This is a genomic window from Rufibacter immobilis, from assembly GCF_003721565.1.
GTDB classification, from domain to species: Bacteria; Bacteroidota; Bacteroidia; order Cytophagales; family Hymenobacteraceae; genus Nibribacter; species Nibribacter immobilis.
Genome location: NZ_RJJE01000001.1, coordinates 405,128 through 427,903, shown reverse-complemented (window position 1 = coordinate 427,903; position 22,776 = coordinate 405,128). Strand labels below are relative to the sequence as shown.

14 protein-coding genes are annotated in these 22,776 nt (G+C 53.5%); 9 read left to right on the top strand and 5 right to left on the bottom strand.

The window, feature by feature from the left end; translation table 11 throughout:
• The first annotated feature begins 298 nt into the window (after positions 1–298).
• Positions 299–1,060, top strand: coding sequence for a TonB family protein (locus EFA69_RS01830; RefSeq protein ID WP_183906653.1), 762 nt, complete (start codon positions 299–301; stop codon positions 1,058–1,060).
• A 146-nt stretch (positions 1,061–1,206) separates the two neighbouring features.
• Here EFA69_RS01830 and EFA69_RS01825 read toward each other — a convergent pair whose 3' ends face one another.
• The 3 genes from EFA69_RS01825 to EFA69_RS01815 form a co-directional block, all read right to left on the bottom strand.
• Positions 1,207–1,689, bottom strand: a complete 483-nt coding sequence (locus EFA69_RS01825; RefSeq protein ID WP_123131368.1) for a DUF4199 domain-containing protein — start codon at positions 1,687–1,689, stop codon at positions 1,207–1,209.
• Positions 1,690–2,063: 374 nt separating this feature from the next.
• On the bottom strand, positions 2,064–3,119 hold the full coding sequence (locus EFA69_RS01820; protein ID WP_123131367.1) for a lysylphosphatidylglycerol synthase transmembrane domain-containing protein: 1,056 nt from the start codon (positions 3,117–3,119) through the stop codon (positions 2,064–2,066).
• Entirely contained in the window at positions 3,103–3,879 is a 777-nt protein-coding gene (locus EFA69_RS01815; protein WP_183906652.1) for a segregation and condensation protein A, read from the bottom strand. The genes EFA69_RS01820 and EFA69_RS01815 overlap by 17 nt, the downstream gene beginning before the upstream one ends.
• Before the next feature lie 320 nt (positions 3,880–4,199).
• On the opposite strand from EFA69_RS01815, the gene dxs reads away from it, so the two are divergent.
• From dxs to EFA69_RS01795, 4 genes are all read left to right on the top strand, one after another.
• Positions 4,200–6,116 (top strand): 1-deoxy-D-xylulose-5-phosphate synthase, encoded by a 1,917-nt coding sequence (gene dxs / locus EFA69_RS01810; RefSeq protein ID WP_123131366.1) that lies wholly within the window; start codon positions 4,200–4,202, stop codon positions 6,114–6,116.
• Positions 6,117–6,278: 162 nt separating this feature from the next.
• Positions 6,279–6,563: a hypothetical protein gene (locus EFA69_RS01805; RefSeq protein WP_123131365.1), complete on the top strand. Its 285-nt coding sequence runs from the start codon at positions 6,279–6,281 to the stop codon at positions 6,561–6,563.
• Between the two features lie 62 nt (positions 6,564–6,625).
• Positions 6,626–7,423, top strand: coding sequence for an alpha/beta fold hydrolase (locus EFA69_RS01800; protein WP_123131364.1), 798 nt, complete (start codon positions 6,626–6,628; stop codon positions 7,421–7,423).
• 214 nt (positions 7,424–7,637) lie between these two features.
• Positions 7,638–10,580, top strand: a complete 2,943-nt coding sequence (locus EFA69_RS01795) for a VPS10 domain-containing protein (protein ID WP_245964467.1) — start codon at positions 7,638–7,640, stop codon at positions 10,578–10,580.
• A 107-nt stretch (positions 10,581–10,687) separates the two neighbouring features.
• Here the strand turns inward: EFA69_RS01795 and EFA69_RS01790 are convergent, their stop codons facing one another.
• Positions 10,688–11,113, bottom strand: a complete 426-nt coding sequence (locus tag EFA69_RS01790; RefSeq protein WP_123131363.1) for a response regulator — start codon at positions 11,111–11,113, stop codon at positions 10,688–10,690.
• Positions 11,114–11,343: 230 nt separating this feature from the next.
• Between EFA69_RS01790 and EFA69_RS01785 the strand changes: the two genes are divergently transcribed.
• From EFA69_RS01785 to EFA69_RS01775, 3 genes are all read left to right on the top strand, one after another.
• Positions 11,344–12,414, top strand: a complete 1,071-nt coding sequence (locus EFA69_RS01785) for a hypothetical protein (RefSeq protein ID WP_245964466.1) — start codon at positions 11,344–11,346, stop codon at positions 12,412–12,414.
• Between the two features lie 437 nt (positions 12,415–12,851).
• Positions 12,852–18,350: a phosphodiester glycosidase family protein gene (locus EFA69_RS01780; protein ID WP_123131362.1), complete on the top strand. Its 5,499-nt coding sequence runs from the start codon at positions 12,852–12,854 to the stop codon at positions 18,348–18,350.
• Between the two features lie 160 nt (positions 18,351–18,510).
• Complete coding sequence (locus tag EFA69_RS01775) at positions 18,511–18,858, top strand: DUF6970 domain-containing protein (RefSeq protein WP_123131361.1); 348 nt, start codon at positions 18,511–18,513, stop codon at positions 18,856–18,858.
• 82 nt (positions 18,859–18,940) lie between these two features.
• On the opposite strand, the gene EFA69_RS01770 is transcribed toward EFA69_RS01775, so the two are convergent.
• On the bottom strand, positions 18,941–19,930 hold the full coding sequence (locus tag EFA69_RS01770) for an aspartate-semialdehyde dehydrogenase (protein WP_123131491.1): 990 nt from the start codon (positions 19,928–19,930) through the stop codon (positions 18,941–18,943).
• A 166-nt stretch (positions 19,931–20,096) separates the two neighbouring features.
• Here EFA69_RS01770 and EFA69_RS01765 point away from each other — a divergent pair, with 166 nt between their 5' ends.
• Positions 20,097–22,667 (top strand): lamin tail domain-containing protein, encoded by a 2,571-nt coding sequence (locus EFA69_RS01765; RefSeq protein WP_123131360.1) that lies wholly within the window; start codon positions 20,097–20,099, stop codon positions 22,665–22,667.
• The last annotated feature ends 109 nt before the right edge of the window (positions 22,668–22,776 follow it).

The following is a 22,776-nucleotide window of genomic DNA, read 5'->3' as shown; positions in this document are numbered from 1 at the left end:
TCTTTTTTAGAAAATAAGGCAAAACCGCCTGGCTGCAAAGTCAGGCGGTTTTTTATTGTCCATGTCTGGAGCAGCAACTATGCTTGAAAATCTTACCTTTAAAAGAAAATACCTGTTCATGAGAATGCCTTTTCTCCTCTTTCTGTTACTGGCATTGCCTCTGCTGGGGCACACCCAGCAATCAGATTTACATAATTACAAAGTAGAGATAACCCGCCAAAGAATACAACAAGACAGTCTCTTTAGATACGGCCAAAACTCTCCCTTGCCCGCAGAGGAGAAGGCCAGCTTCAAGGGTTTGGCCTATTTTCCAGTCAATGAAGCTTACCGGGTGCAGGCTAAGTTTGTGCGCACCGCGCAGGAAGCCATTTTCAAGATGCCCGCCACCGGCCCGCGCCTAGCCGACTATGTCAAGTACGGGGAACTGCATTTCCAACTTCAGGGGAGGCCGCTGCAATTGAACGTGTACCAGAACCAGGAACTTATAAAGCAGCCCAAATACCACACGTACCTGTTTATTCCGTTCACAGATGCCACCACTGGGCAGGAAACCTATGCTACCGGCCGCTACCTGGATTTTTCCATCCCCTTAGGCCAAGACAGCGTGTGGCTGGATTTCAATAAGGCGTATAACCCATACTGTGCCTATAACTCCGGTTATTCCTGTCCTATTCCGCCCAAAGAAAATAAGTTACCCGTGCGTGTGGAAGCAGGGGTGAAAACGTATGAAAAGGCTGGTGCAGGAGGTGCTACCCAGGGAGAAGAGAAAATGCCTGAATTTCCGGGAGGCATACCGGCGTTCATGAAATTCATGGACAAGACATTTGTGCTGCCACCCCTGGCACGAAACGCTGGAGTGAGTGGAACAGTAGAATTCTCTTTCGTGGTGAAAGCAGACGGAACTCTGGCGGATTTCCAAGTAACCAAATCTCTGCGACCTGATGTGGATGAGGCCGTTTTGCATACTGCCAAGCAGATGCCTCTCTGGAAACCAGGCATGCTGAATGGGAAAGCAGTCAACGTAAAATTTACAGCTCCCTACAGGGTAAAGAGCCGCTAGAGTTGCCTTTACTGTTGCCCCTCACTTGAAACTACTTGGTGGTCTTAAACTGAAATTTATGAAAAAAAGCTGCCTCTGTGATGCGTTTAGGGCCTGTTTTTGGAAAAACAGGCCCTAAACGCATCACAGAGGCAGCTTTCTGGAAATTATTTATACGCTCCGCCAGATTTGTCAAAAGCCATCATGAGCACATAGCCCGTCATGGCGCCCACCGCCGTGCCTAAGATCACCACAGATCCGGCTACCATCATCAGCGGAAGCTGCACACCGTAATAATCCTGGGTCTCCAGAACGCCGGCATACTCTGGGTCAAGAAATATGGCATGGAGCAAAATAAATGCTGCATAGAGGGCAGACCCAATCAAACCCACCAGAAAGCCTATGGCCAGGCCAGGTAAATAGGGAGTTTGTCTGTTTCTGCCGTCATAGTGTTTCTTGAGGCTGGCAATAGCCAGTACCACGGCGCCTAAAATAAAGATATTGCTCCCAAAGCGCACCAGCTCTGAGTCTTGCAACCCAATTGCGTTAATTACAAAAAAGTATATGATCATCACTACGGCAGACAAAATACCATAGCGTACCCCAATGCCCTGGGTTGATGAAGTTGATCTAGTTGCTATCGTTTCCATAGTGGTAGAATAAAGGTTTAAAACAAACGCCTTTAATAAGACTACTCACTTGGATACGTAAGAAAATGGGCTTGGTTTATTGGGTGGCCCTAACCGAAGAGGCATTAAGATGCTTTGTGATCTGTTCCCAGTTCTGAAAGGAAAGACAGATTAGGCACGAGTCTAAACTGGAGCGACTCAGAGAAGTGAGGTTTTTGGTACGCCCTTCGGCTGCTGAATATTTCGTGCTAGAGCATGGGCGAATTGCCTAGTGCGCTGGCGCAACAGGCCTAAAATGGCTTCAGAGAAAGTGATTGGGAGAGAAAAGCGATGTGACGTTGGCAGAAGCCGTTTAGGGGCTCTTTTTCCAAAAAGAGCCCCTAAACGCAAAAGGATTATTCTTCATCCTGCGGATGCTCGCCAAACACGCGCAGTACCCAGCGGGGCAGGAAGATAGAACCTAAGATAAGGTACAGGTAATACGTAACCACGCGGTACAGCAGTACAATCACCGTGGTGAACCGGCCCAGGAACTGCCCGAAGAAGGTAGGGAAAGCCACCTCGGCAATACCGGCGCCGCCCGGCGTCACGGCCACCAAGAGCACAATCTTATACACCATGTTGCGCGAGAAAATAAGCACGTGGTCATGGAAGCTGATGTCTGTGAACGCCGCAATTAGGCAGTTGATCACAAAGTAACGGGCTGTCCAGACGAAGGCGGTGCTGAGGGCGGCATTGGCCCAGTAACTGAACGTGCTGCCCTTCAATTGCTGCGAGGCCCACACCAGTTCGTTCCCGTTTTTGTAGGCGGCAGGTCTCCAGCGGCGGGTTAACCTAAAGGAGGTGGCCCGCAGGAAAATGCGTTTTACGGCCGTGGGGTTAATGAGTAGCCCGTACGCCATCAGGAACGCATACACCGCAATGAGCAGATAACTGATCACAAACGCGATTTCCAGACTCTGGGTCACGGAAAACTCCATGGCGCTCACCTCCGGGAAAATATCTCCGGCAGTGATCAGGAACACCAGCGGCACCGCAATGATGAAGTACAGGTTGTCCAGCATGGCGGTCACCATCACGTAGGCCAGTGATTTGCCCAGGCTCAAGCCCTCTTTGTTCAGGATGAAAGCGGCCACCGTAGAGCCGCCCACCACAGAAGGCATCACGCAGGAGGCAAACTCCCAGAGCATGATCACGTCCAGGCTTTTGCGCCAGCTCAGGAACTTCTCCGTCACGTACCTGATGCGCCAGATATACCCGAAGTCCCGCACCACCAGCACGGCAAAGGTCATGAAGAGCCAGAACGGTTTGGCGTTGTAAAGTGGCGTGAAATCCATCTCCGCGCTGTCGCGGTAGAACATGTACCCAATCATGCCCAGGCCAATCACCACCGGAATGAGAATGCGTTGCGGCGTGAAATAGGAGAGCAGTTTCTTACGATTCAGATCCATGGTCAGTGACGGTCAGGTGCTGGGTTTCAGAATAGGGCACAATGCGGAAGTTATTAAAGCCATCCCCAATCTCCAAGCCAATCTCATTGAGCTGGAGCAAGTCCAAGATAGCCAGGAAGTTAAAGATTAACCCGATTTTGTCTGGGAAAGCCTCCACCAGATCTGTGAAGGGCAGCACGCCCTGCGCCCGTACGCGGGTTTTGATGTAGGTGCGCTGCTGGTCTATGGTGTAGGGGTAGGTGACCACCGTATGCTTGGGCCGGTTCTGCTCTTCCTCGTAGCGCTGCATAGCCCGGTGGAAGCTTTGCATGAGGTGGTAGAGGTTGAGGTCTTTGAGCTCGTACTCCAGCTGGTGTTTGGCGGCGATCTTGCTCAGTTCCTCGTCTGTGTTGCCGCGCTGTTCCTGTTGCAGGCGCACGTCTTCCAGCAGGCTCAGGTCGCCCAGCACTTCTTTGTAGCGTTTGTACTCCAGCAGGTGCTGCACCAGTTCCTGGCGGGGGTCTATCTCGTTGCCTTCCTCATCTTTCTCAAAGCGGGGCAGCAGCATCTTGGCCTTGATGCGCATGAGCGTGGCGGCGGTGAGAATGAACTCGCTGGCCACCTCCATGTTCAGGCTCTCCAACTCCCGTATGTACCCCACAAAGTCATTCGTGATCTTGAAGATGGGAATATCATGGATGTCCAGCTCGTCGCGCTCAATAAAGAAAAGCAACAAATCAAACGGGCCCTCAAACAGCGACAGCTTTATCTCAAAACTCACAGGCTAGCGTACGGCAATGGTTCAAGTCTCAAAATTAAGCAGAAGAAACGCCATCCGCCAATGTTCCTCCCACCTTTAGTCGTTTTTGCCTTAATTTCTGAAAAACAGCCCCTAAACGCACGTGAAGCCCGCGGCAGAACGGCTATTCTTTGGCCAAAGGCAGGTTTTCTGGCATTTTATTTGTCTTCTTCGGTTCAGCGGCGGGAGAGGGCTACTGTAAGAAAAAATCTGTAATTTTACCTTTTACTTGGGCGTTGCACGTATAGGTAAACTTTCAGAGCCTTTCCCTGTTTCACCCATATCCACCCAATTGCATACCTATGATCATTGAACCCGGAGAACTGCTGGCCAAGATTGATTCGCCAGCCGATTTGCGCCAGCTGTCTGAAGACCAGTTGCTGCAGGTGTGCCAGGAATTACGGCAGTTCATCATTGATAATGTGTCTATCTACGGGGGGCACTTTGGGGCGAGCCTGGGCGTGGTGGAACTGACGGTGGCGTTGCACTACGTGTTCAACACGCCGTATGACCAGCTGGTCTGGGACGTGGGGCACCAGGCCTACGGCCATAAGATCCTGACTGGCCGCCGCGACGCCTTCCATACCAACCGTAAACTCAACGGCATCTCCGGCTTTCCCAAACGCAAAGAAAGCGAGTATGATACCTTTGGCGTAGGCCACTCCAGCACGTCTATCTCGGCGGCTCTGGGCATGGCCGTGGCCTCCCAATACAAACAGGAACTGGACCGCCACCACATAGCCGTGATTGGCGACGGTTCCATGACCGCCGGTATGGCCTTTGAGGCCCTTAACCACGCAGGCGCCACTGACGCCGATCTGCTGGTGGTGCTCAATGACAACTGCATGAGCATTGACCCCAACGTGGGCGCGCTCAAAGAATACCTCACAGATATTACCACCTCCCGCACCTACAACAAAGTGCGCGACGAGATCTGGAACATTCTGGGCAAGATCAGCAAGTTTGGGCCCAATGCCCAGCAGATTGCCTCTAAGGTGGAAAGCGGCATCAAAGCCACGCTCCTGAAGCAGAGCAACTTATTTGAGAGCCTTAAATTCCGCTATTTCGGGCCGATTGACGGGCACGATGTGCATCATCTGGCCATGGTCCTCAACGACCTTAAAAAGATACCGGGCCCTAAAATCCTGCACTGTGTGACGGTAAAGGGCAAGGGCTTCGCCCTGGCGGAGAAAGAGCAGACCAAGTGGCACGCGCCCGGCCTGTTTGACAAAGTAACCGGCGAAATCTACAAAGTACACCACACCACGCCGCAGCCACCCAAGTACCAGGATGTGTTTGGGCACACGCTGCTGGAGATGGCTGAGCAGAACCCGAAGATTTTTGGGGTAACGCCCGCCATGCCCAGTGGGTCTTCCATGAACATCATGATGAAGGCCATGCCAGACCGCGCGCTGGATGTGGGAATTGCCGAACAGCACGCCGTCACCTTCTCGGCGGGTCTGGCCACGCAAGGGCTGGTACCGTTCTGCAACATCTACTCCAGCTTCATGCAGCGCGGCTATGACCAGGTGGTGCATGACGTGTGTCTGCAGAACCTGCACGTAGTTTTCTGCCTGGACCGGGCCGGTTTTGCCGGCGCCGACGGCCAGACCCACCACGGCTCCTATGACATTGCCTACATGCGCTGCATCCCTAACATGGTGGTGTCTTCGCCTATGAACGAGCAGGAGTTGCGTAACCTCATGTTCACCGCCAGTCAGGACGGCATGGGGCCTTTCACCATCCGTTACCCGCGCGGCGAGGGAGTGATGCCCGCCTGGCGCACCCCGCTGGAACTGATTGAGGTAGGCAAAGGCCGCACCATACAGGAAGGCGAGGAAGTAGCAGTTCTAACCATTGGCCACATTGGCAACTATGTGGTAGATGTGTGCAAAAACCTGAAACTGGACGGGCTCCGTCCGGGCCATTTTGACATGCGCTTTGCCAAGCCGCTGGATGAGAAATTGCTGCACCACATCTTCCAGAAGTATGACAAAGTACTCACCGTGGAAGACGGCTGCCTGCAAGGCGGTTTCGGGAGCGCGGTGCTGGAGTTCATGGCCGATCATGGCTACCAGGCCCAGGTGAAACGCCTCGGTATCCCAGACGTGATTGTGGAGCACGGTAGCCAACTGGAGCTGCACCGCCTCTGCGGTTTTGACCCCGAAGGCATTGAGCGTGCCGTAAGAGAGATGATGGACGTTGCCGTGCGCGTGTAGCCTGGCATTAACTTATAAGAAAGGCCCGCCGGTTTAAGTACCGGTGGGGCCTTTTGCGTTTAGGGGCAGTTTTTCCAAAAAGAGCCCCTAAACGTGAAAAGGCAGGCGAGGCCGTATTAGAGATAAAATCATTATCTTTCAGAAAATCAGAAATCCGTTTTCATGGCTGTACCCTCCATTCCGCTGAAAGAGAAAGTCCTCATCTGCCTGGGCTCTTTCCTACTCACCCTCACCATTTACCTCGTCATAGATTTATACACGCCCCTCAAGCAGCTGCTCGCTGGGCAAAAGATGACATTCTCTGAGGTGATGGCGCACTTTCAACTCCAGAAGAAAGCCCTCTTCATTGGTGTGATCACCGTTTTGGTGAGTCGAATCACCATCCGGAAGAGAAACCAGAAACTGGCCGATGCCGCCGCCTTAAACCCCCAGCCCCAACCGCACTAAATTCCAATTGCCGTTTAGCGGCTCTTTCTCGTAAAACGGACCTAAAACGAAAATACATTCCCATGACCCATTCCACTCTGGCTTACACCGATGCCGGTTCTGGTCCCGTCCTTGTCTTTCTGCACGGTTTCTGCGAAAGCAAAGACCTCTGGACCGATTTCACCAAACCCCTCCAGCACCAGTTCCGCGTGATTGCCCTTGACTTACCCGGCCACGGCGAGAACCCACCCACAGACGATTATTCCATGGAGAACCAGGCGCGGCAGGTGCGGGAAACCCTGCGGCAGCTCCAGGTAGACAAGTGTCTGCTGGTGGGGCACTCCATGGGCGGCTACGTGAGCCTGGCCCTGGCCGAAGAGTTTCCAGAATTGCTCTTCGGGCTCTGCCTGTTCCATTCCAGCGCTCTGCCAGACACCGAGGAGAAAAAGGAAGCCCGCAACAAAACCGCCGATTTTGTGCAGAAACACGGCGTGGACAAGTTCATGGATTCCTTCGTGGCGCCGCTCTTCGCGGAGAGTAACCGGCAGAGTTGCCAGGCCGCTATAGAGAAAATGCAGGCTATCGGCAAAGCCACCCCTCCAGAAACGATTATAGGCTGCCTCCAGGCCATGCGCGACCGGGCAGACAGAACTGAGGAGCTTAAAACCACCGTGGCCCCGGTTTTTTTTCTGGCGGGCAAAGAAGACCCGGCGGTGCCCTTGGAGGCCACGTTGCAGCAATGCCACCTTCCAGAGAACAGCATGACGTATTTTCTGGGGCACGTGGGGCACATGGGCATGTGGGAACGTACGGCGCTTACCCGGCAGGCGCTGCTTAAATTCGCGGAAACGCTTTCTCCCGCCAACGCACAGCCGCAATAGAAAAGCGATGTTCTTATAAAGGGACCGCCCCGCGTTTAGGGGCCGTTTTTAGAAAAACGGCCCCTAAACGCGGGGCGGTTTGGGTTCAGGCTGCAACCAGAAGGGTACGCTGGCTGGTAAATTAAGAGGGGCGGTTTCGTTAACTCCTGAAATTCCCTTACTTTCAGGGGTAAGATAGGCGTCATCGCTGTACATCCACCTAACCCTCGTCTCTGTGCGTTACACATTGTCTAAACCCGTTTTTCCGCTGGTGCTCATGGGGCTGTTGAGCCTGCCGGTTCTGGCCCAAAAGAAAGAAAAGCAACCTCCTTTTACCCCCGCCAAAGCCCGTCTGGAAGGCTATGAGCAACGGCTTAAATTGCAGCAAAACTCCCTAGTAGGCAATCTGCCCTTCCGGAACGTGGGGCCCACCGTTATGAGCGGGCGCGTGGTAGACGTGGAGGTGAACCCGGCAGACCCAACCCAATTCTACGTGGCCTACGCCTCCGGCGGATTGTGGCGCACCACCAACAACGGCATCTCTTTTGAACCGCTCTTTGACCGTGAGGCGGTCATGACCTTGGGAGACGTGGCCGTAGACTGGAAAACCAACACCATCTGGGCCGGCACCGGCGAGTCCAATTCCAGCCGCTCTTCTTACTCCGGAATGGGGATATACAAGAGTCAGGATGGAGGCAAAACCTGGCAGTACAAAGGCCTCCCGGAAAGCCAACATATTGGGCGCATCATGCTGCACCCCACAGACCCCAATGTGGCGTGGGTGGCGGCCGTGGGGCATCTCTACTCTGCCAACCCAGAGCGCGGCATCTATAAAACCACAGACGGCGGCACCACCTGGAAACACGTTCTGAAGGGCGCTGATGACAATACTGGGGCTGTTGATTTGGTCATAGACCCGGCCAATCCCAATACGCTGTACGCCAGCATGTGGCATCGCCAGCGCCGCGCCTGGAATTTTGTGGAAAGTGGTAGCGGATCCGGGATTTTCAAAAGCACCAACGGCGGTGAAACCTGGCAGCGCGTCACGGGCGGTAGCAGCGGTTTTCCCGGCGGAGAGGGGATAGGCCGCATTGGCCTGAGCATCTTCCCGCAGAACCCCAACATTCTGTACGCCAGCGTAGATAACCAAGACCTGCGCCAGGAGGTGAAAGCCGCGCCCGCCACGGGCAAAAAGCTGCGAAAAGAGCAGTTCAGGGATTTCACCAAAGAAGACTTCCTTAAGCTAGATGATGCCACCCTCAACACTTTTCTGGATGAAAACAACTTCCCGCGCCAGTACACCGCCAGAAGTGTGAAGGAGCTGGTGCGCTCAGAGCAAATAAGGCCGGTGGCACTCTCAGACTTCTTGGTAGACGCCAACTCCCTCATGATTGAGACGCCCGTGACCGGCGCGCAGGTGTACCGCTCAGACAATGGTGGCCAGATCTGGAAGAAAACCCACGAGGGCTACATAGATGATCTGTATTATACCTACGGTTACTACTTTGGCGTGATCAGGGTGTCACCGTTGAATCCAGACCATGTGTATGTGCTGGGTGTGCCCTTGCTTAAATCAGAGGATGCCGGCAAGACCTGGCGGGAGATCAGCGGCGATAACGTGCACTCAGACCATCAGGACATGTGGGTGAGCCCGCACCGCGCTGGGCACCTGGTCAACGGCAACGACGGCGGCATCAACATCACCTATGATGACGGAAAGACCTGGTTCAAGGCCAACACTCCGGCCGTGGGACAATTCTATTCGGTTGCCGTTGACATGGCCACTCCTTACCAAGTGTACGGCGGTCTGCAGGACAACGGCGTGTGGGGAGGCCCCAGCAGTTACCAGGCCAGCTCTGCCTGGACCGAGAACGGCCGCTATCCTTACCAACGCCTGGGCGGCGGCGACGGCATGATGGTACAGGTAGATTTCCGGGACAACAACATCGTGTACACCGGCTCCCAGTATGGGGCGTACTTCCGGTTGAACAAGGCTACCGGGCAGCGGCTCTCCATCCAGCCCAAGCATCAGCTAGGGGAGCGGCCGCTTCGGTTTAACTGGGAAAGCCCTATTCTGCTGTCGCGCCACAACCAGGACGTGCTGTATTTCGGCTCCAATAAATTCCACCGTTCGCTCAACAAAGGCGAGAACATGGAAGCGCTTTCCGGGGATCTCACCAAAGGCGGCCGCAAAGGCGACGTGGGCTACGGCACCTTAACTACCATTGAGGAATCACCCAAGAAATTCGGCCTGCTCTACACCGGCTCAGACGATGGTTTGATTCATGTGAGCAGAGATGGCGGTTACTCCTGGACTAAAATTTCAGATAAACTGCCGCAGGATATGTGGATCAGTGGTTTGGCGGCCTCTGCTGAGCAGGAGGGTACGGTGTACGCCACCTTGAACGGGTACCGCTGGGATGATTTCACGCCGTACCTCTACGTGTCACAGGACTACGGAAAAACCTGGAAACGCCTGGGCACAGATTTACCCAAAGAACCGCTGAACGTGGTCAAAGAAGACCCTAAAAATCCTAACATCCTGTATGTGGGTTCAGACAATGGATTGTATGTGTCCTTAGACAAAGGGAAAACTTTCCAGGCACTGGGGGGCGATGGGTTGCCGGCGGTGGCGGTGCATGATTTGGCCATTCACCCCAGGGAGAATGATCTGGTGGTGGGTACGCATGGCCGTTCCATCTATATAGGCAATGTAGCCCATCTGCAGCAACTCACGCCGGAGGTGCAGAAGAAAGGAGTGCACGCGTTCCCGTTCAATGCGCCACAGTATTCGGAGCGGTGGGGGCAGAAGTTTGGGGCCTGGAGCGAAGCTTTCGCGCCAGCGGTCACTATTCCGTTTTATGTGAATGCCGCCGGTACCACTACTGTGCGGGTGAAAACGGAGAAAGGGCAGGTCCTGAAAGAGTTGAGAGACCAAAGTGAGCGTGGGCTTAATTACGTTAGCTATGACTTCACGCTGGATGCCGCCCACGCCGCTGCCTATGAACAAGCCCTGAACGAAGGCCGCAAAGCCGGTGAGCCGGTGAAAGTAACGCCAGCGGCCAATGCGCAGCTTTATCTGAAGCCCGGAAAGTACGTGGTGGAAGTGGAGGCCAACGGTGCCAAAGTCACTCAGGACTTCACTCTGAAAGCCCCAGAACGCCGCGGCAGAGAATAGCCTCAGATAGTTTAATAGAAAGCCGCCTTGCGTTTAGGGGCCGTTTTTTCAAAAACGGCCCCTAAACGCAAGGCGGCTTCCTTCTTGATCGCTCCGGGAAAAGTTTTCTACAAAGCGCCTTCGTCCTGTGAGCCGAAGTGCTCTTTGATGAGGTGCAGAGCATCTGCCTGGGTAAGCGGTTTTGACAGGTGGCCGTCTACGTCAGAGAATTCTTTGAGGCGATGCAGGTCATAAAAGCTGGCCGAGGAAGACAGCGCGAACAGCTTTTTGGCTTTTTGGGCCGGCGGCAGCTGTTCATAGCGGTCCAGGAAGTCAAAACCATCCATACCAGACATTTTGATGTCTACCAGAATCAGGTCTAGGGGTAACGTAGCCTGCAAATGCTCTGGACTGCTTAAATAAGTGAGGGCGGCTTGGCCGTCTGTGACTACGTCTATCTGTTGCGCAACCTCAATCTTGTTTAAGACCCTCTTGTTCATGTAGTTGGTGATGTCGTCGTCGTCAATTAAAAGGACACGGTTTATCTTTTCCATGGTGGGAGCGCTAATTGATCAGTAAAGGTATTATATACGCAAAACTAAAAAAGGGAACGAGTTCATTTTAGCGCTATAAATACAGAGAATGAAGCGAGATGCCAGTTTTTCAACGCCGTGCCGCAGAATTCACGGCGTTTGGTCAATTCCTATGGAGAAGCAAGCGAAAAAGCCTATCTTCCAGACCCGTTTCTGCGGGAACACAGATTTACTTATTACAGTAGTACTCCATGAACATTGATTTGATCCGGAAAGGCAAGGGCTGTCGGCAGTTTTTATATGTACTAGCATTTGGATTCCTGGCGGCTTGCAGCTCAGAAGGCGCCAGAAAAGAAACCGGCACTCCTCCGGCTTCCGGTTCCTCCGTACCCAAAACAGATTCTAGCCAGACGGCAGTTGACACAACCAAAAAAACGGTTTCGGCTCCGGTGCCGGCTAAAGATACCACCGCCACCCCAGACTCAGCCGCCGCCGCGCCTGCTGTTGTAGTGAAAGACGAGGCTGCCTCCAAACCCGGGGCTATTTTGCCGCACAAGCGCATTGTGGCCTATTACGGAAATCCGCTCTCTAAACGCATGGGCATTCTGGGGGAGATAGCCCCGGATAAAATGCTGGAGAAGCTGGACGGTGAAGTGAAAGCCTGGCAGGCGGCAGACCCCGCCACTCCGGTACAACCGGCCCTGCACCTCATCTTCGTGACGGCACAGGGCGCACCCGGCAAAGGGGGAATGTACCGCCTCAGAATGAGCGACCACCTAGCCGATACCGTGATTTCCTGGGCCGCCAGAAGAAACGCCATTGTGTTTCTGGACATCCAGATAGGGCAGAGCACGGTAGAGGCCGAGTTGCCCCGCCTGGAGAAGTACCTCAAGCTACCCCAGGTGCACCTAGGCATTGACCCTGAGTTTGCCATGAAGAACGGTGCCGTGCCGGGGCGCAAGATTGGTACCTTAGACGCGAAGGAAATCAATTACGCCACCGCTTTTCTCAATGACCTGGCCGTTAGGTACAACCTGCCGCCCAAGATTCTGGTGGTGCACCGCTTCACCAAGCGTATGGTCACCAATTACAAAAACATTCAGCTGCGGCCCAACGTGCAGTTTGTCATGCACATGGACGGCTGGGGCGACAGGGCGCTGAAGAAGAACACGTACAACACCTATATTAAACGGGAACCGGTGCAGTACACTGGGTTTAAGATTTTCTACTACAATGATACCAAGAAGCCCGGTTCCAAACTGTACACTCCTAAAGAAGTGCTGGCGCTCAACCCCAAACCCTTGTACATCCAATACCAGTAGTTGAAGACGTTTAGGGGCTGATTTTCAAAAAACAACCCCTAAACGGAAAGATAAACAGCAGTGTCAGCTCCAAGGCGCCGGTAGAGTAAAAGTGAGGTGTTAAGAACAACCTCACTTTTACTCTACCGGCGCCTTTCTTTTTGGCCGTTGCCGCTGACCTGTTTTCTATTTTTTAACGCACAGGTAATATTAGTTTTAACTTATTGATAAAAAGTATAGCTACTTTTATAAAAATATTAAAGAAATAGTTGGTGATCAATAGAATATCTTCTATTTTGGAAAGCAGTTCTACCCCTAGCCTATAAAGATAAGAAGAGAATACAGCCGCCAGGAAGATGAGCTGGTTTAGTTAATGAAGTGAACGCTTACCCCATGCCTGCCAACAGCGGGTGCTATATACGTTTCAACTTACCCCCCTTAACTTAACCTAATCGTCAATGAAAAAACATCTACTTTCCCAGAAAGTCCGGATGGTGCTATGGGCGTGCCTGCTCCTGTGGGGGCAGCCGCTCTTTGCCCAATACACCTGGACCCAGCCCGAACAACTCAATGCCGGGCTTCCCCCCTCCATCAAAGTTTTCTATTCTGAAACCCCCGCCGCGCCAGGCGTGACCCCGCTCAGGATGTACTACACCCTGATAGACCTCAATGACCCTAACATGGAGTTCAAGGCCGTGTACGGCGGCGGTACCGGAGCCGGTTCCGGGAAAACGCCCGATGCCTGGGCGGCTTTAGAGAAAGAGCCGGTGTACGCCGTGATCAACGGCGGGTTCTTCAATACCACTACCTATGAGGCCATGGGTACTACTGTGCAGGATGGAAAAATTCTGGCCATCAATGCGAAATCCTCGGGCGGAAATTACCCCACCCGAAGCGCCTTCGGGATTTTGCCAGGCAACATTGCCGACATTGCCTGGATTTACCACGTGGGTTCAGCCAACACCATGTACCAGTACCCCAATCCCAATCCAGTAAGCCAGCTGAAGCAGCAGCCCACTGCTACTTACCCGGCCGGAGCGGCTTTATGGCCAGCTACCACCGCCCTGGGTGCTGGGCCGGTGCTGGTGCACAACGGCGTAAAACGCATGACCAAAGACGAAGAACTCATGTGGGCCAGCGGCGACAACCGCGAACCCCGCACCGCCATTGGCCGCACCGCAGACAACAAAGTGATCCTGATGGTGGTAGAGGGCCGAAACGATGGCATCAGTGCCGGGCTTTCCCTGCCGCAACTAGCAGATGTGCTGGTGAGCATTGGCGCTCAAGAAGCCATGAACTTAGACGGTGGCGGCTCATCTGCTATGTCAGTGAACGGGAAATGGACCATTCGGCCTTCAGATGCGGGTTTGCAGCGTCCGGTGCCCACGGCCTTGATCCTGAAACGCCGTACCCACGTCTATGATACAGACAATCCTGTTTTCTACGCAGAGCGGGGTGGAGCCTGGTCAGAGTCTTCCAACACTGGGTTTTACGGTACGTCCAAGTCGCGGCTCATGACCACCGGAGACGGCTCCAAATACGCCTCTTATAAACTGAAAGGAATATCGGCGGGCCGCTATGAACTCAGCGCCTGGTGGGTGGCCGCCAGCAACCGAAGCACCAATACGCCTTACATCATCTACCGTACCGGCGGTGCCGCCCCAGACACTGTGCGCGTGAACCAAACGGCAAACGGCGGCAAGTTTAATGTGCTGGGTACCTTTGATCTGGGTCCTAATGACTCTGTGGTCATCAGTAACAACGCCAGCGGGCAGTATGTGAACGCAGATGCCTTGTCTCTGGTGAAAGTAGGGGAGAGCATGCCCTCCATCGCTTTCTCTCATGGCCTGGAGGTAGAGGAAGTGGTGGAGAACCGCACTAGCTCCTTTGATCTTTTGCTTAACAGTCCTAACTCAGGGTTTACTTTGCAAAAACTGCGTGTTTTTAAGAAAATAGGCGAAAACCAGGAGCAGCAAGTGGGGGGAGACATTGCCTTGAACGGCGGTTACAGCCAAACTTACAACTTCAGCTATTTAGCCTCAGACCCGCTGGGGCCGGTATATTTCCGCTTTGAGCTGGAAGACAGCTTTGGGCGTACGGTGTCCAAGAACTTTGAGTACCGGGTGGTGTCGCTCACACAGGTGGTGTTCAAAGAAGGCAAAGAGTCTGGTCGTCATCCGTTCGGGCAGCCGCTCACGCTGGACCTGAACTTGGAAACCCGGGTGGCAGACATCAACCTGAAAGAACTCAAGGTCTTTAAATCTGTAGACGGTGGTTCTGAGCAGCAGTTGGGTGCCACCATTGCCCTAAAGGCTCAGCCGCAGCAAGACTATACCTTTACCCACAAGCTGGAAGACCCCATCAACAGCAAGGTGAATTTCCGGTTTGAGGTAACGGACGTACGCAACACCCGCGCCAGCCGCACCTACCAAGCCAAAGTGATGCCCGCCCGCGGCGATTTCCGGTTGGCCGTTATCAGTGACCTGAATTCAGGTTTCGGATCAGTGACCTATGAGTGGCAGGTAGACAGCATCATGCAGCGCATTCCGCGCCTGTGGCAACCAGACATGGTGGTAGCTGGCGGAGACATGATTGCCGGCCAATCGGCCTCTCTCAATGCCACTCAGGTAGCCAACATGTGGAACGGCTTTGACAACAAAGTAGCCAAACCACTGCGTGAAGCGGGTATTCCATTTGCCTTCACCATGGGCAACCATGATGCCGCCGCCGGAATGCCGGTTGACCGTCAGGAAGCCCTCAACTACTGGAGAAAGCCCGGTAACTTCCCTAACTGGCATCCGGTAGATACTACCAATTATCCGTTCTATTTCTCCTACAAGCCTACGGCCAACTCAGATATTTTCTTTGTGTCATGGGAAGCCAGCAGTGCCAACATCAGCGAAGCGCAATTGCAGTGGGTGCGCGCGCAGTTCAGCAGCCCGGCGGCCAAAGCGGCTAAGTTCCGGTTTCTAGTGGGCCACTTGCCGCTGTACGGGGTGGCGCAGGAATACAACTCTGCCGGTAACATCCTGAACAACGCCACCGCCTTGCAGGCCATGATGGAGGAACTGGACGTGCATACCTACATCAGCGGTCACCACCACGCGTACTATCCTGGCAAGCACGGGGGCGTGGATTTCATGAACGCCGGAGCGGCCGGTTCCGGGCCGCGCAAATACCTGGGGTATGATGCCGTGGCTCCTAACACGGTTACTTTGATGGATGTTTTCCTGGAACAGGACACCATTGTCTATACCACCTTCGAGATTAAGCACCCAGACGCTGATGCCATGCCGGTGTTCAACGAGAAGAGCCTGCCGGAAGTGATTGTGGGGGCCAATGGCCACCTGATCAGACGCGATGTGCAGATTAGCGGAGCCGGAGTAGGTACACTTTCTTCTTATAATAAGCGGAAGGCAACGGTAGGGCAAGCCACCGGCACGGTAGAAACCGTGGAAGTAGGCAATGACATCAGGATTGTAGGCTCGTTCAGCGGGTTGAAAGGCGCTGTCTTGCCAGAACGTACCGCTGTGGCTCTATACCAGGGACTATATCCCGAGGAAGGCACTCTGAAACTTGCCCTGCAAGTGGAATCAACAGATGGCCGGAACGGTACCTTTACCGGCAGCCTACCGGCTGATTATGCCGTGAAAGAACTCATGAGCATGGGCGCCTTCTATGTCCTCATCAAAACTGATTCACTGCCTGAAGGCGAAGTACGCACCCAACTTTATAAAACAACCAACCTGGCACCCGGAGTGGCGGTGATTTCCTCCCATGACACCGACACGGTATATCCGGTACGGAACATCAAAGGCTTCTTCTCCGTGAAATGGGAGGCAGAGGCAGACGCTGAAAGAAATACCGTGACCTATACGTACCAGGTTGCCAAAGATGCGCAGTTCAAGCAACTAGTGTTGCATAAGCCAGTAGGCCTCAACACCGAGTACAGCGTGCCGCAGGAAGAGTGGTTTGCTTTACTGGGAGATGCCGCTATAAACCAGCCTGTCACCTTCTACCACCGCGTTCTTGCCTCAGACGGGAAGAACGTGAGCATCAGCAACCCAATAGCCTTGCAACTTTCTAAAAGCGATGCGCCCATCACCGGGCCTGTTGAGATTCCGGCTCCCGGCTTTGTGTATGATTGCCGCGTAAAAGACCCAGACGGGAACTGTATCGCAGCCTTCGCTGCGGCACCTACCACCAATGCCCATGGCGTAACGGTAGACAGAAAAGGAAAGGTTTGGTCTGTGGGCTACAGCCGCGGTGTACGTGTGCATAACCCAGATGCGACCAAGTGGGAGCTCACCAGTGACAAGCTGGAGTTCTACCAAGGCGATAAATCCTATGTGCACTTCATCAACTTCAAAGGCTTTAGAGATGAGGTGAGGCTGGTGACCGGCATTGGCCTGGCCCATGACGGAAACATACTGGTCGCGTTCAATACCATTCTCTACAAACTGGATGCTACTACCGGAGAGCCACTGGCTCGGGTAGACACAGACATTTCGCTCACCAACCCAACTTCAGATGACAATGGCAATATCTTCGTGACTTCTGTGACGGGGAATAAGAGCTACCTCTTCAAGCAGAGTGCCACAGACCCTACTTCTTTTGAAACTGTGGTGACCTTGGCAGATGCGACTGCACTGTCGGGTCGTACGTCTGGTTCGGTAGCCAGAGCCTCGGCTATGTCGCCGGAAGGGAATACCCTTTATGTGCCTTACATCTCCGGAAACAAAATCGACAAGTATACCAGCACCAATGGTATTAACTGGAAGCTGGAAGAAACCATCAAGATTGTCTCTAACTCAAAGTCTATTTACGCAGCGAGCAACAACCGCATGTATGCTGTGGTAGACGCCAGCGGAGACCAACCGGCCAAGCTTATCTTCCGCGATGACAGCAATCCGGCCCAGAAACTTTCCTGGACCTTGCCACTGCCAGAAATCCATGGGACTGACCTTCGCGGTCTTACCCTGAGCCCTGGTTTGGATACCGCTTACATTGTGTCGTCTGCCGTAGGAAACGTGTACCGCTATGTGTTGCCTTCCGGCGACAGCAATGAGGAGGAGCCCCGTGAACTGCGGGAGTATACCATTGCCCAGGCGCGTGAGGTAGATGCCGCTGGCAAAGAGATCCACTTAGGCGAATACGTGCTGTTGAGAGGGGTGGTAGCCAGCCCTAACCTGTCTAAAGCGCACCTGGACCTGTCTCTGATGAGCGGAGGCAAAGCGGTGCAACTGTACCTTAGCGCCAAAGGTCTTAGAACGTTTGTTCCTAACCTCAAAGACAGTGTGGCCGCCATTGGGGTCCTGCGCAACTACAACGGCATGCTGCGGGTAGACGTGGATTCCCTGTTCCTGCTGAAGACCAACAGTGCGTTGCCTGCGCGGGCTACCGTGACCGCTATTGGTGAGGAGCTGGAGTCTGTGCCGGTGACCATTCATCGGGCTTACGTGGTGGATAAGAGCCAGTGGACTACCGGTTTAGGATACCATGGTTTTGAAGTGGCCTTGGAGACAACCGCTGGCATGGTAAACATGTTCGTACCTAGTACCTCTTCGCTTTACAACATGAAAGCGCCCACCGGAATGCTGAAGCTGGAAGGGGTGGTGCGGCAGTACAAAGACGCCCCGCCGTACACCTCTGGCTATCACCTGGTGCCGCTGAAGTTCGCCAACGAAATAGGCCGTGATAACGAGGACTATGTGCAGTCTGTGAAAGTGTACCCGGTACCTACTACCACAGGTATTGTCTACGTAGAGATTCCGCAGTCACAGCTCAGGGTTACTTCTATTCAGGTGACAGACATGTTCGGCCGGGTAGTACTGGCGAAAGAGAACCTGACTGAGAAAAAGGTAACCCTTGACCTGACCAATCAGCGGCAAGGAATGTACATAGTGACCGTACAGACCAAACACGGCAAAACCGTACACCGGATCATGAAGCAGTAGCGTTTATGTTGCTTTACTTTTGACTCTGTTTAGGGGCCGTTTTTCAAAAAACGGCCCCTAAACGTTACGGAATAGGCAAGAAGCGGAGGACTTCAAAAATGCAGAAAATCAGATGCAACCTCTAGGGTAGTTTGGGTATCTATGTAACAAAGCTGCTGCTATGAGATACCTGTACGCTCTCTGTTTTTTCTGTTTTTTTGCCCTCTCCGGCTGCGAGGAAGAAGTGCTTTATAAGGCCTGTGTGGTAAGCGAGCCCACCCAGAACATAGAGTGGCTGCGCAGGCGGGTGCAGGAGCTCCAGAAGTCTGAGTATTGCCAGGCCGTGCAGACCGGGAACCTGAATGGGCGTACCGTTTTTGTGCTCCGTAACTGTGACCCAGCCGTAAACTCCATTGACGCAGTGTATGACTGTGACGGCAATCTACTGTGTTATGCCGGCGATGATACCTGTCCTAACTTCTCTAAAGAAGTCCGGGAGCTGCGGGTGATCTGGACCAACGGGAAATAGTCGGGCTAATACTTTCTATCATCAAAAAGAAAGGCCACCCTACGCAGGTGGCCTTTCTTTTTATAATCTGGAGAAGCTAAACTTATACCAGTTTGTGCTCCACCAGGTATTCCGCAATCTGGACGGCATTGGTGGCGGCGCCTTTGCGCAGGTTATCGGCCACTACCCAGAGGTTTAGAGTATTGGGTTGGGTGTCATCACGGCGGATGCGGCCTACCAATACGTCGTCTTTGCCGTGGGCGTCCATAGGCATGGGGTATTTCAGGTTGGTCACATCGTCTACCACTACTACGCCAGGGGTTTCCTGTAGAATGCGGTACACTTCTTCCAGCGTGAAATCCTGCTCAAACTCCACGTTCACAGATTCTGAGTGACCGCCCATAACCGGAATACGCACCGTGGTGGCAGTTACCCTAATGGTGTCATCACCCATGATCTTCTTGGTCTCGTTCACCATTTTCATTTCCTCTTTGGTGTAGCCGTTTTCTGTGAACACATCAATGTGCGGAATCACGTTCAGGTCAATAGGGTAAGCGTAGGCTTTTTCTCCTTCTTTGCCGGCGCGCTCGTTCATAAGCTGGTCCACGGCTTTCTTACCGGTTCCGGTCACAGACTGGTAGGTGCTCACCACAATGCGCTTAATCTTGAAAGCCTTGTGCAGGTGGTTCAGGGCTACCACCATTTGGATGGTGGAACAGTTGGGGTTGGCAATGATTTTATCTGAAGGGGTCAGCTCAGACGCGTTGATTTCCGGAACCACCAGCTTTTTGGTGGGGTCCATGCGCCAGGCCGAGGAGTTGTCTACCACGGTGGTGCCGGCTTCGGCAAACTTAGGAGCCATTTCCTTGCTCACGCTGCCGCCCGCCGAGAAAATCGCGATCTGGGGTTTCTGCGCAATGGCATCGGCCATGCCGATGACTGTATATTCCTTGCCTTGGAATTCCATCTTCTGGCCCACTGACTTTTCAGAGGCTACTAACAATAATTCGTCTACCGGGAAGTTACGCTCCGCCAGGACCTTCAGCATTTCGCCACCCACTAGGCCGGTGGCGCCTACTACAGCTACTTTCATGTAAGGGTGTATATAATATAATAAGATGTCTGAGAGAACCTGCTGGTTTTCTCCAGAGTTATGGCTTTTGCGTTTAGCGCTTGTTTTCTGAAAATCAGGCTCTAAACGCCGCAGGCCAATTGCAAAGTAAGCCAACTTTTCATTATAATTAAAGTACAGGCTATACATGAGGCAATTCTTTCTTGTCTTTCTTCTGTGGCTAAGCGTTTTCCCGGGCCTGCGGGCGCAGGTACAGGAATCATTCTCTGACGGCGACTTCACCCAAGCTCCCGCCTGGCGCGGCGATCTTGATTTTTTTCAGGTGAACTCCACCCGCCAGTTGCAGAGCCGTGGTCCGGCCGTGACGGGTTCTGTGATTTATCTTTCTACCGCCAACTCTTTGGCCGGCAGTACCCAGTGGGAGTTCTATGCGCAACTGGCCTTCGCTACTTCTTCGGGCAACTATGCCGAGGTGTACTTGATCTCAGACGTGCCGGAGCTGAAAAGTGCTTTGCGCGGATATTTCGTGCGTATGGGCGGCACCGAAGACGAGGTGAGCCTCTACCGAAAAGACGGCACCGCAATAACCAGAATCATCAACGGCCCAGACAAAACCATAGCTGCCTCAGATAATAAGATTTGGGTAAGGGTAACCCGAACCGCCACCCACACCTGGACCTTAGAGTTGGACGTGAGCGGTACCCGGCAGCAGTATGCGGTGCAGGGAACGGTGCAGGATGCCCGTTACACCACCTCGGCGTACACCGGAGTTTTGTTCCGGTATTCGCAGGCTAATGCGCAGCGCTTCTTCTTTGATGATTTCACTGTGAAAGACATTGGTGCCCCCGCTTTAGTAAGTGCTGCTGCTACCGGACCAAGAACGGTAGAGCTTACCTTTTCTGAGCCCATTGCCGAGGCAGATGCTATGAATGCGTCTACTTATAAGCTGAATGGAAGCGTAACTCCTGTCTCTGTAGAGTGGCAAGCGAGCCAGCCAACGCTGGTACGGCTGCAGTTTGAGCAGGATTTTGAGACCGGCACCAACCAAATTCAGGTAGCAAGGGTGGCAGACGCAGATGGGAATACGGCTACTAACCTCAGCGCTTCATTCTCCTATGCGCCCATTGCCCAGGCGGGCGATGTCAGGATCACGGAAATATACCCCGACTTCAACCCCCGGCAAGATCTTCCGGCCGCAGAATATATAGAGCTTTATAACCGCAGTGACAAGACCTTTAACCTGCAAGGCTGGCAATACTCAGATGCAACGGCTTCCCGCGCTACTTTTCCGGGGTACTTGTTGCGGCCCGGTGCTTACGTGATTGTTTGTGCCGCGGCAGATACGGCTCTATATAAAGAGTATGGTCCGGTGGTGGGGCTGCCCACGTTTCCTTCCCTCAATGACACCGGCGATGACGTGGAACTGTTCAACGCCAATGGTCAGATTATAGATTTTGTGCGCTACACCGCCAACTGGTACCGTGACAATACAAAGAAAGAGGGTGGTTGGAGCCTTGAGTTGATAGATGTAAATAGTTCCTGCAAAGGTGCGTCACAGTGGAGGGCCTCAGAGAACCCACAGGGCGGGACACCCGGGCAAACTAATTCGGTGCAACAGGCAGACCAAGCCGCTCCCGTACTGCAGGCCGTTGCCGCCATTGCTCCCACTAAATTGCTGCTCACATTTAATGAAGCCGTAGACAGTGCCCAGGCAGTTGCCGTTTCCTTGTATACAGTGTCTGCGGGGCTAACGGTGCAGCAAGTGCGGGTGCTGTTGCCAGAGTTAAATCAAGTGGAAATTACGCTTGCCTCTGCCATGCAGGAGAATGCACAATACGTGGTAATGGTTCAAGGCTTGCGCGATTGTGCGGGGAATGTGGCGGCACCTCAGCAACAAACGGTATTACTGCCCGCCACTCCGCAGAAAGGTGATGTAGTGATCAATGAAGTGCTGTTCAACCCCAGGCCAAGCGGCGTAGATTTTGTGGAAATAGTAAACCGATCTGCCAAAAACCTGAACTTGCAGGGATGGAGGCTGGCCAACCGAGCCAGTGGGCAGATAGCAAGTGCACGCGTCATCACTGACCAGAACCTGATCATGGCGCCCGGGGCATATCTGGTGTTAACGGCAGACCCAGCAGCGCTGCAAACGGAATATCCGGCAGGGCGGGCAGATAGATATAGAAGTTTACCCTCCATGCCTTCCTATCCAGATGAAGCCGGAACCGTAGTGCTGCTTTTGCCCAATGACACTATTATGGATGAGGTAAGCTATCAGAGCAGCCAGCACTTCAGGCTCATTTCTGAGGCCGAGGGAATTTCGCTGGAGCGCATCTTGCTTACGGGACCATCTGTGGCGGCTAACTTCCATTCTGCCGCCACCACTGTGAAAGCCACGCCGGGCTATGAGAATTCACAAAGCCAGCAGGATAATCTCCAGAACCGGAAACTGACGCTTCAACCCAAGACCTTCACGCCAGACGGCGATGGGGTAGACGATGCGCTGCTCCTGCAGTTCAAACTGGCGCAGACGGGTTTTGTGGCCAACATCACCATCTTTGATGCCCAGGGCAGGCGGGTCCGGAAACTGGCGGCCAATACGCTGTTGGGCACGGAAAGCGTGCTGCAGTGGGACGGCCTCACCGACGGCGGGGCCAAGGCGGCCATTGGGTACTATGTGGTGCTGGTAGAACTGTTTAACCTTCAGGGCCAAAAGGAAATCCTTAAAGAAACCACCGTGGTGGGCGGCCGTTTTTGAGCAGATTTTGGAAAAACGGCCGCTAAACGCACTTTCTGTTTGGGCAGTGTTTGAATAGCCCGCGCCTTTTAGAATATTTGCAGAAACATCCGCCGCGTTGCTGGCGAAA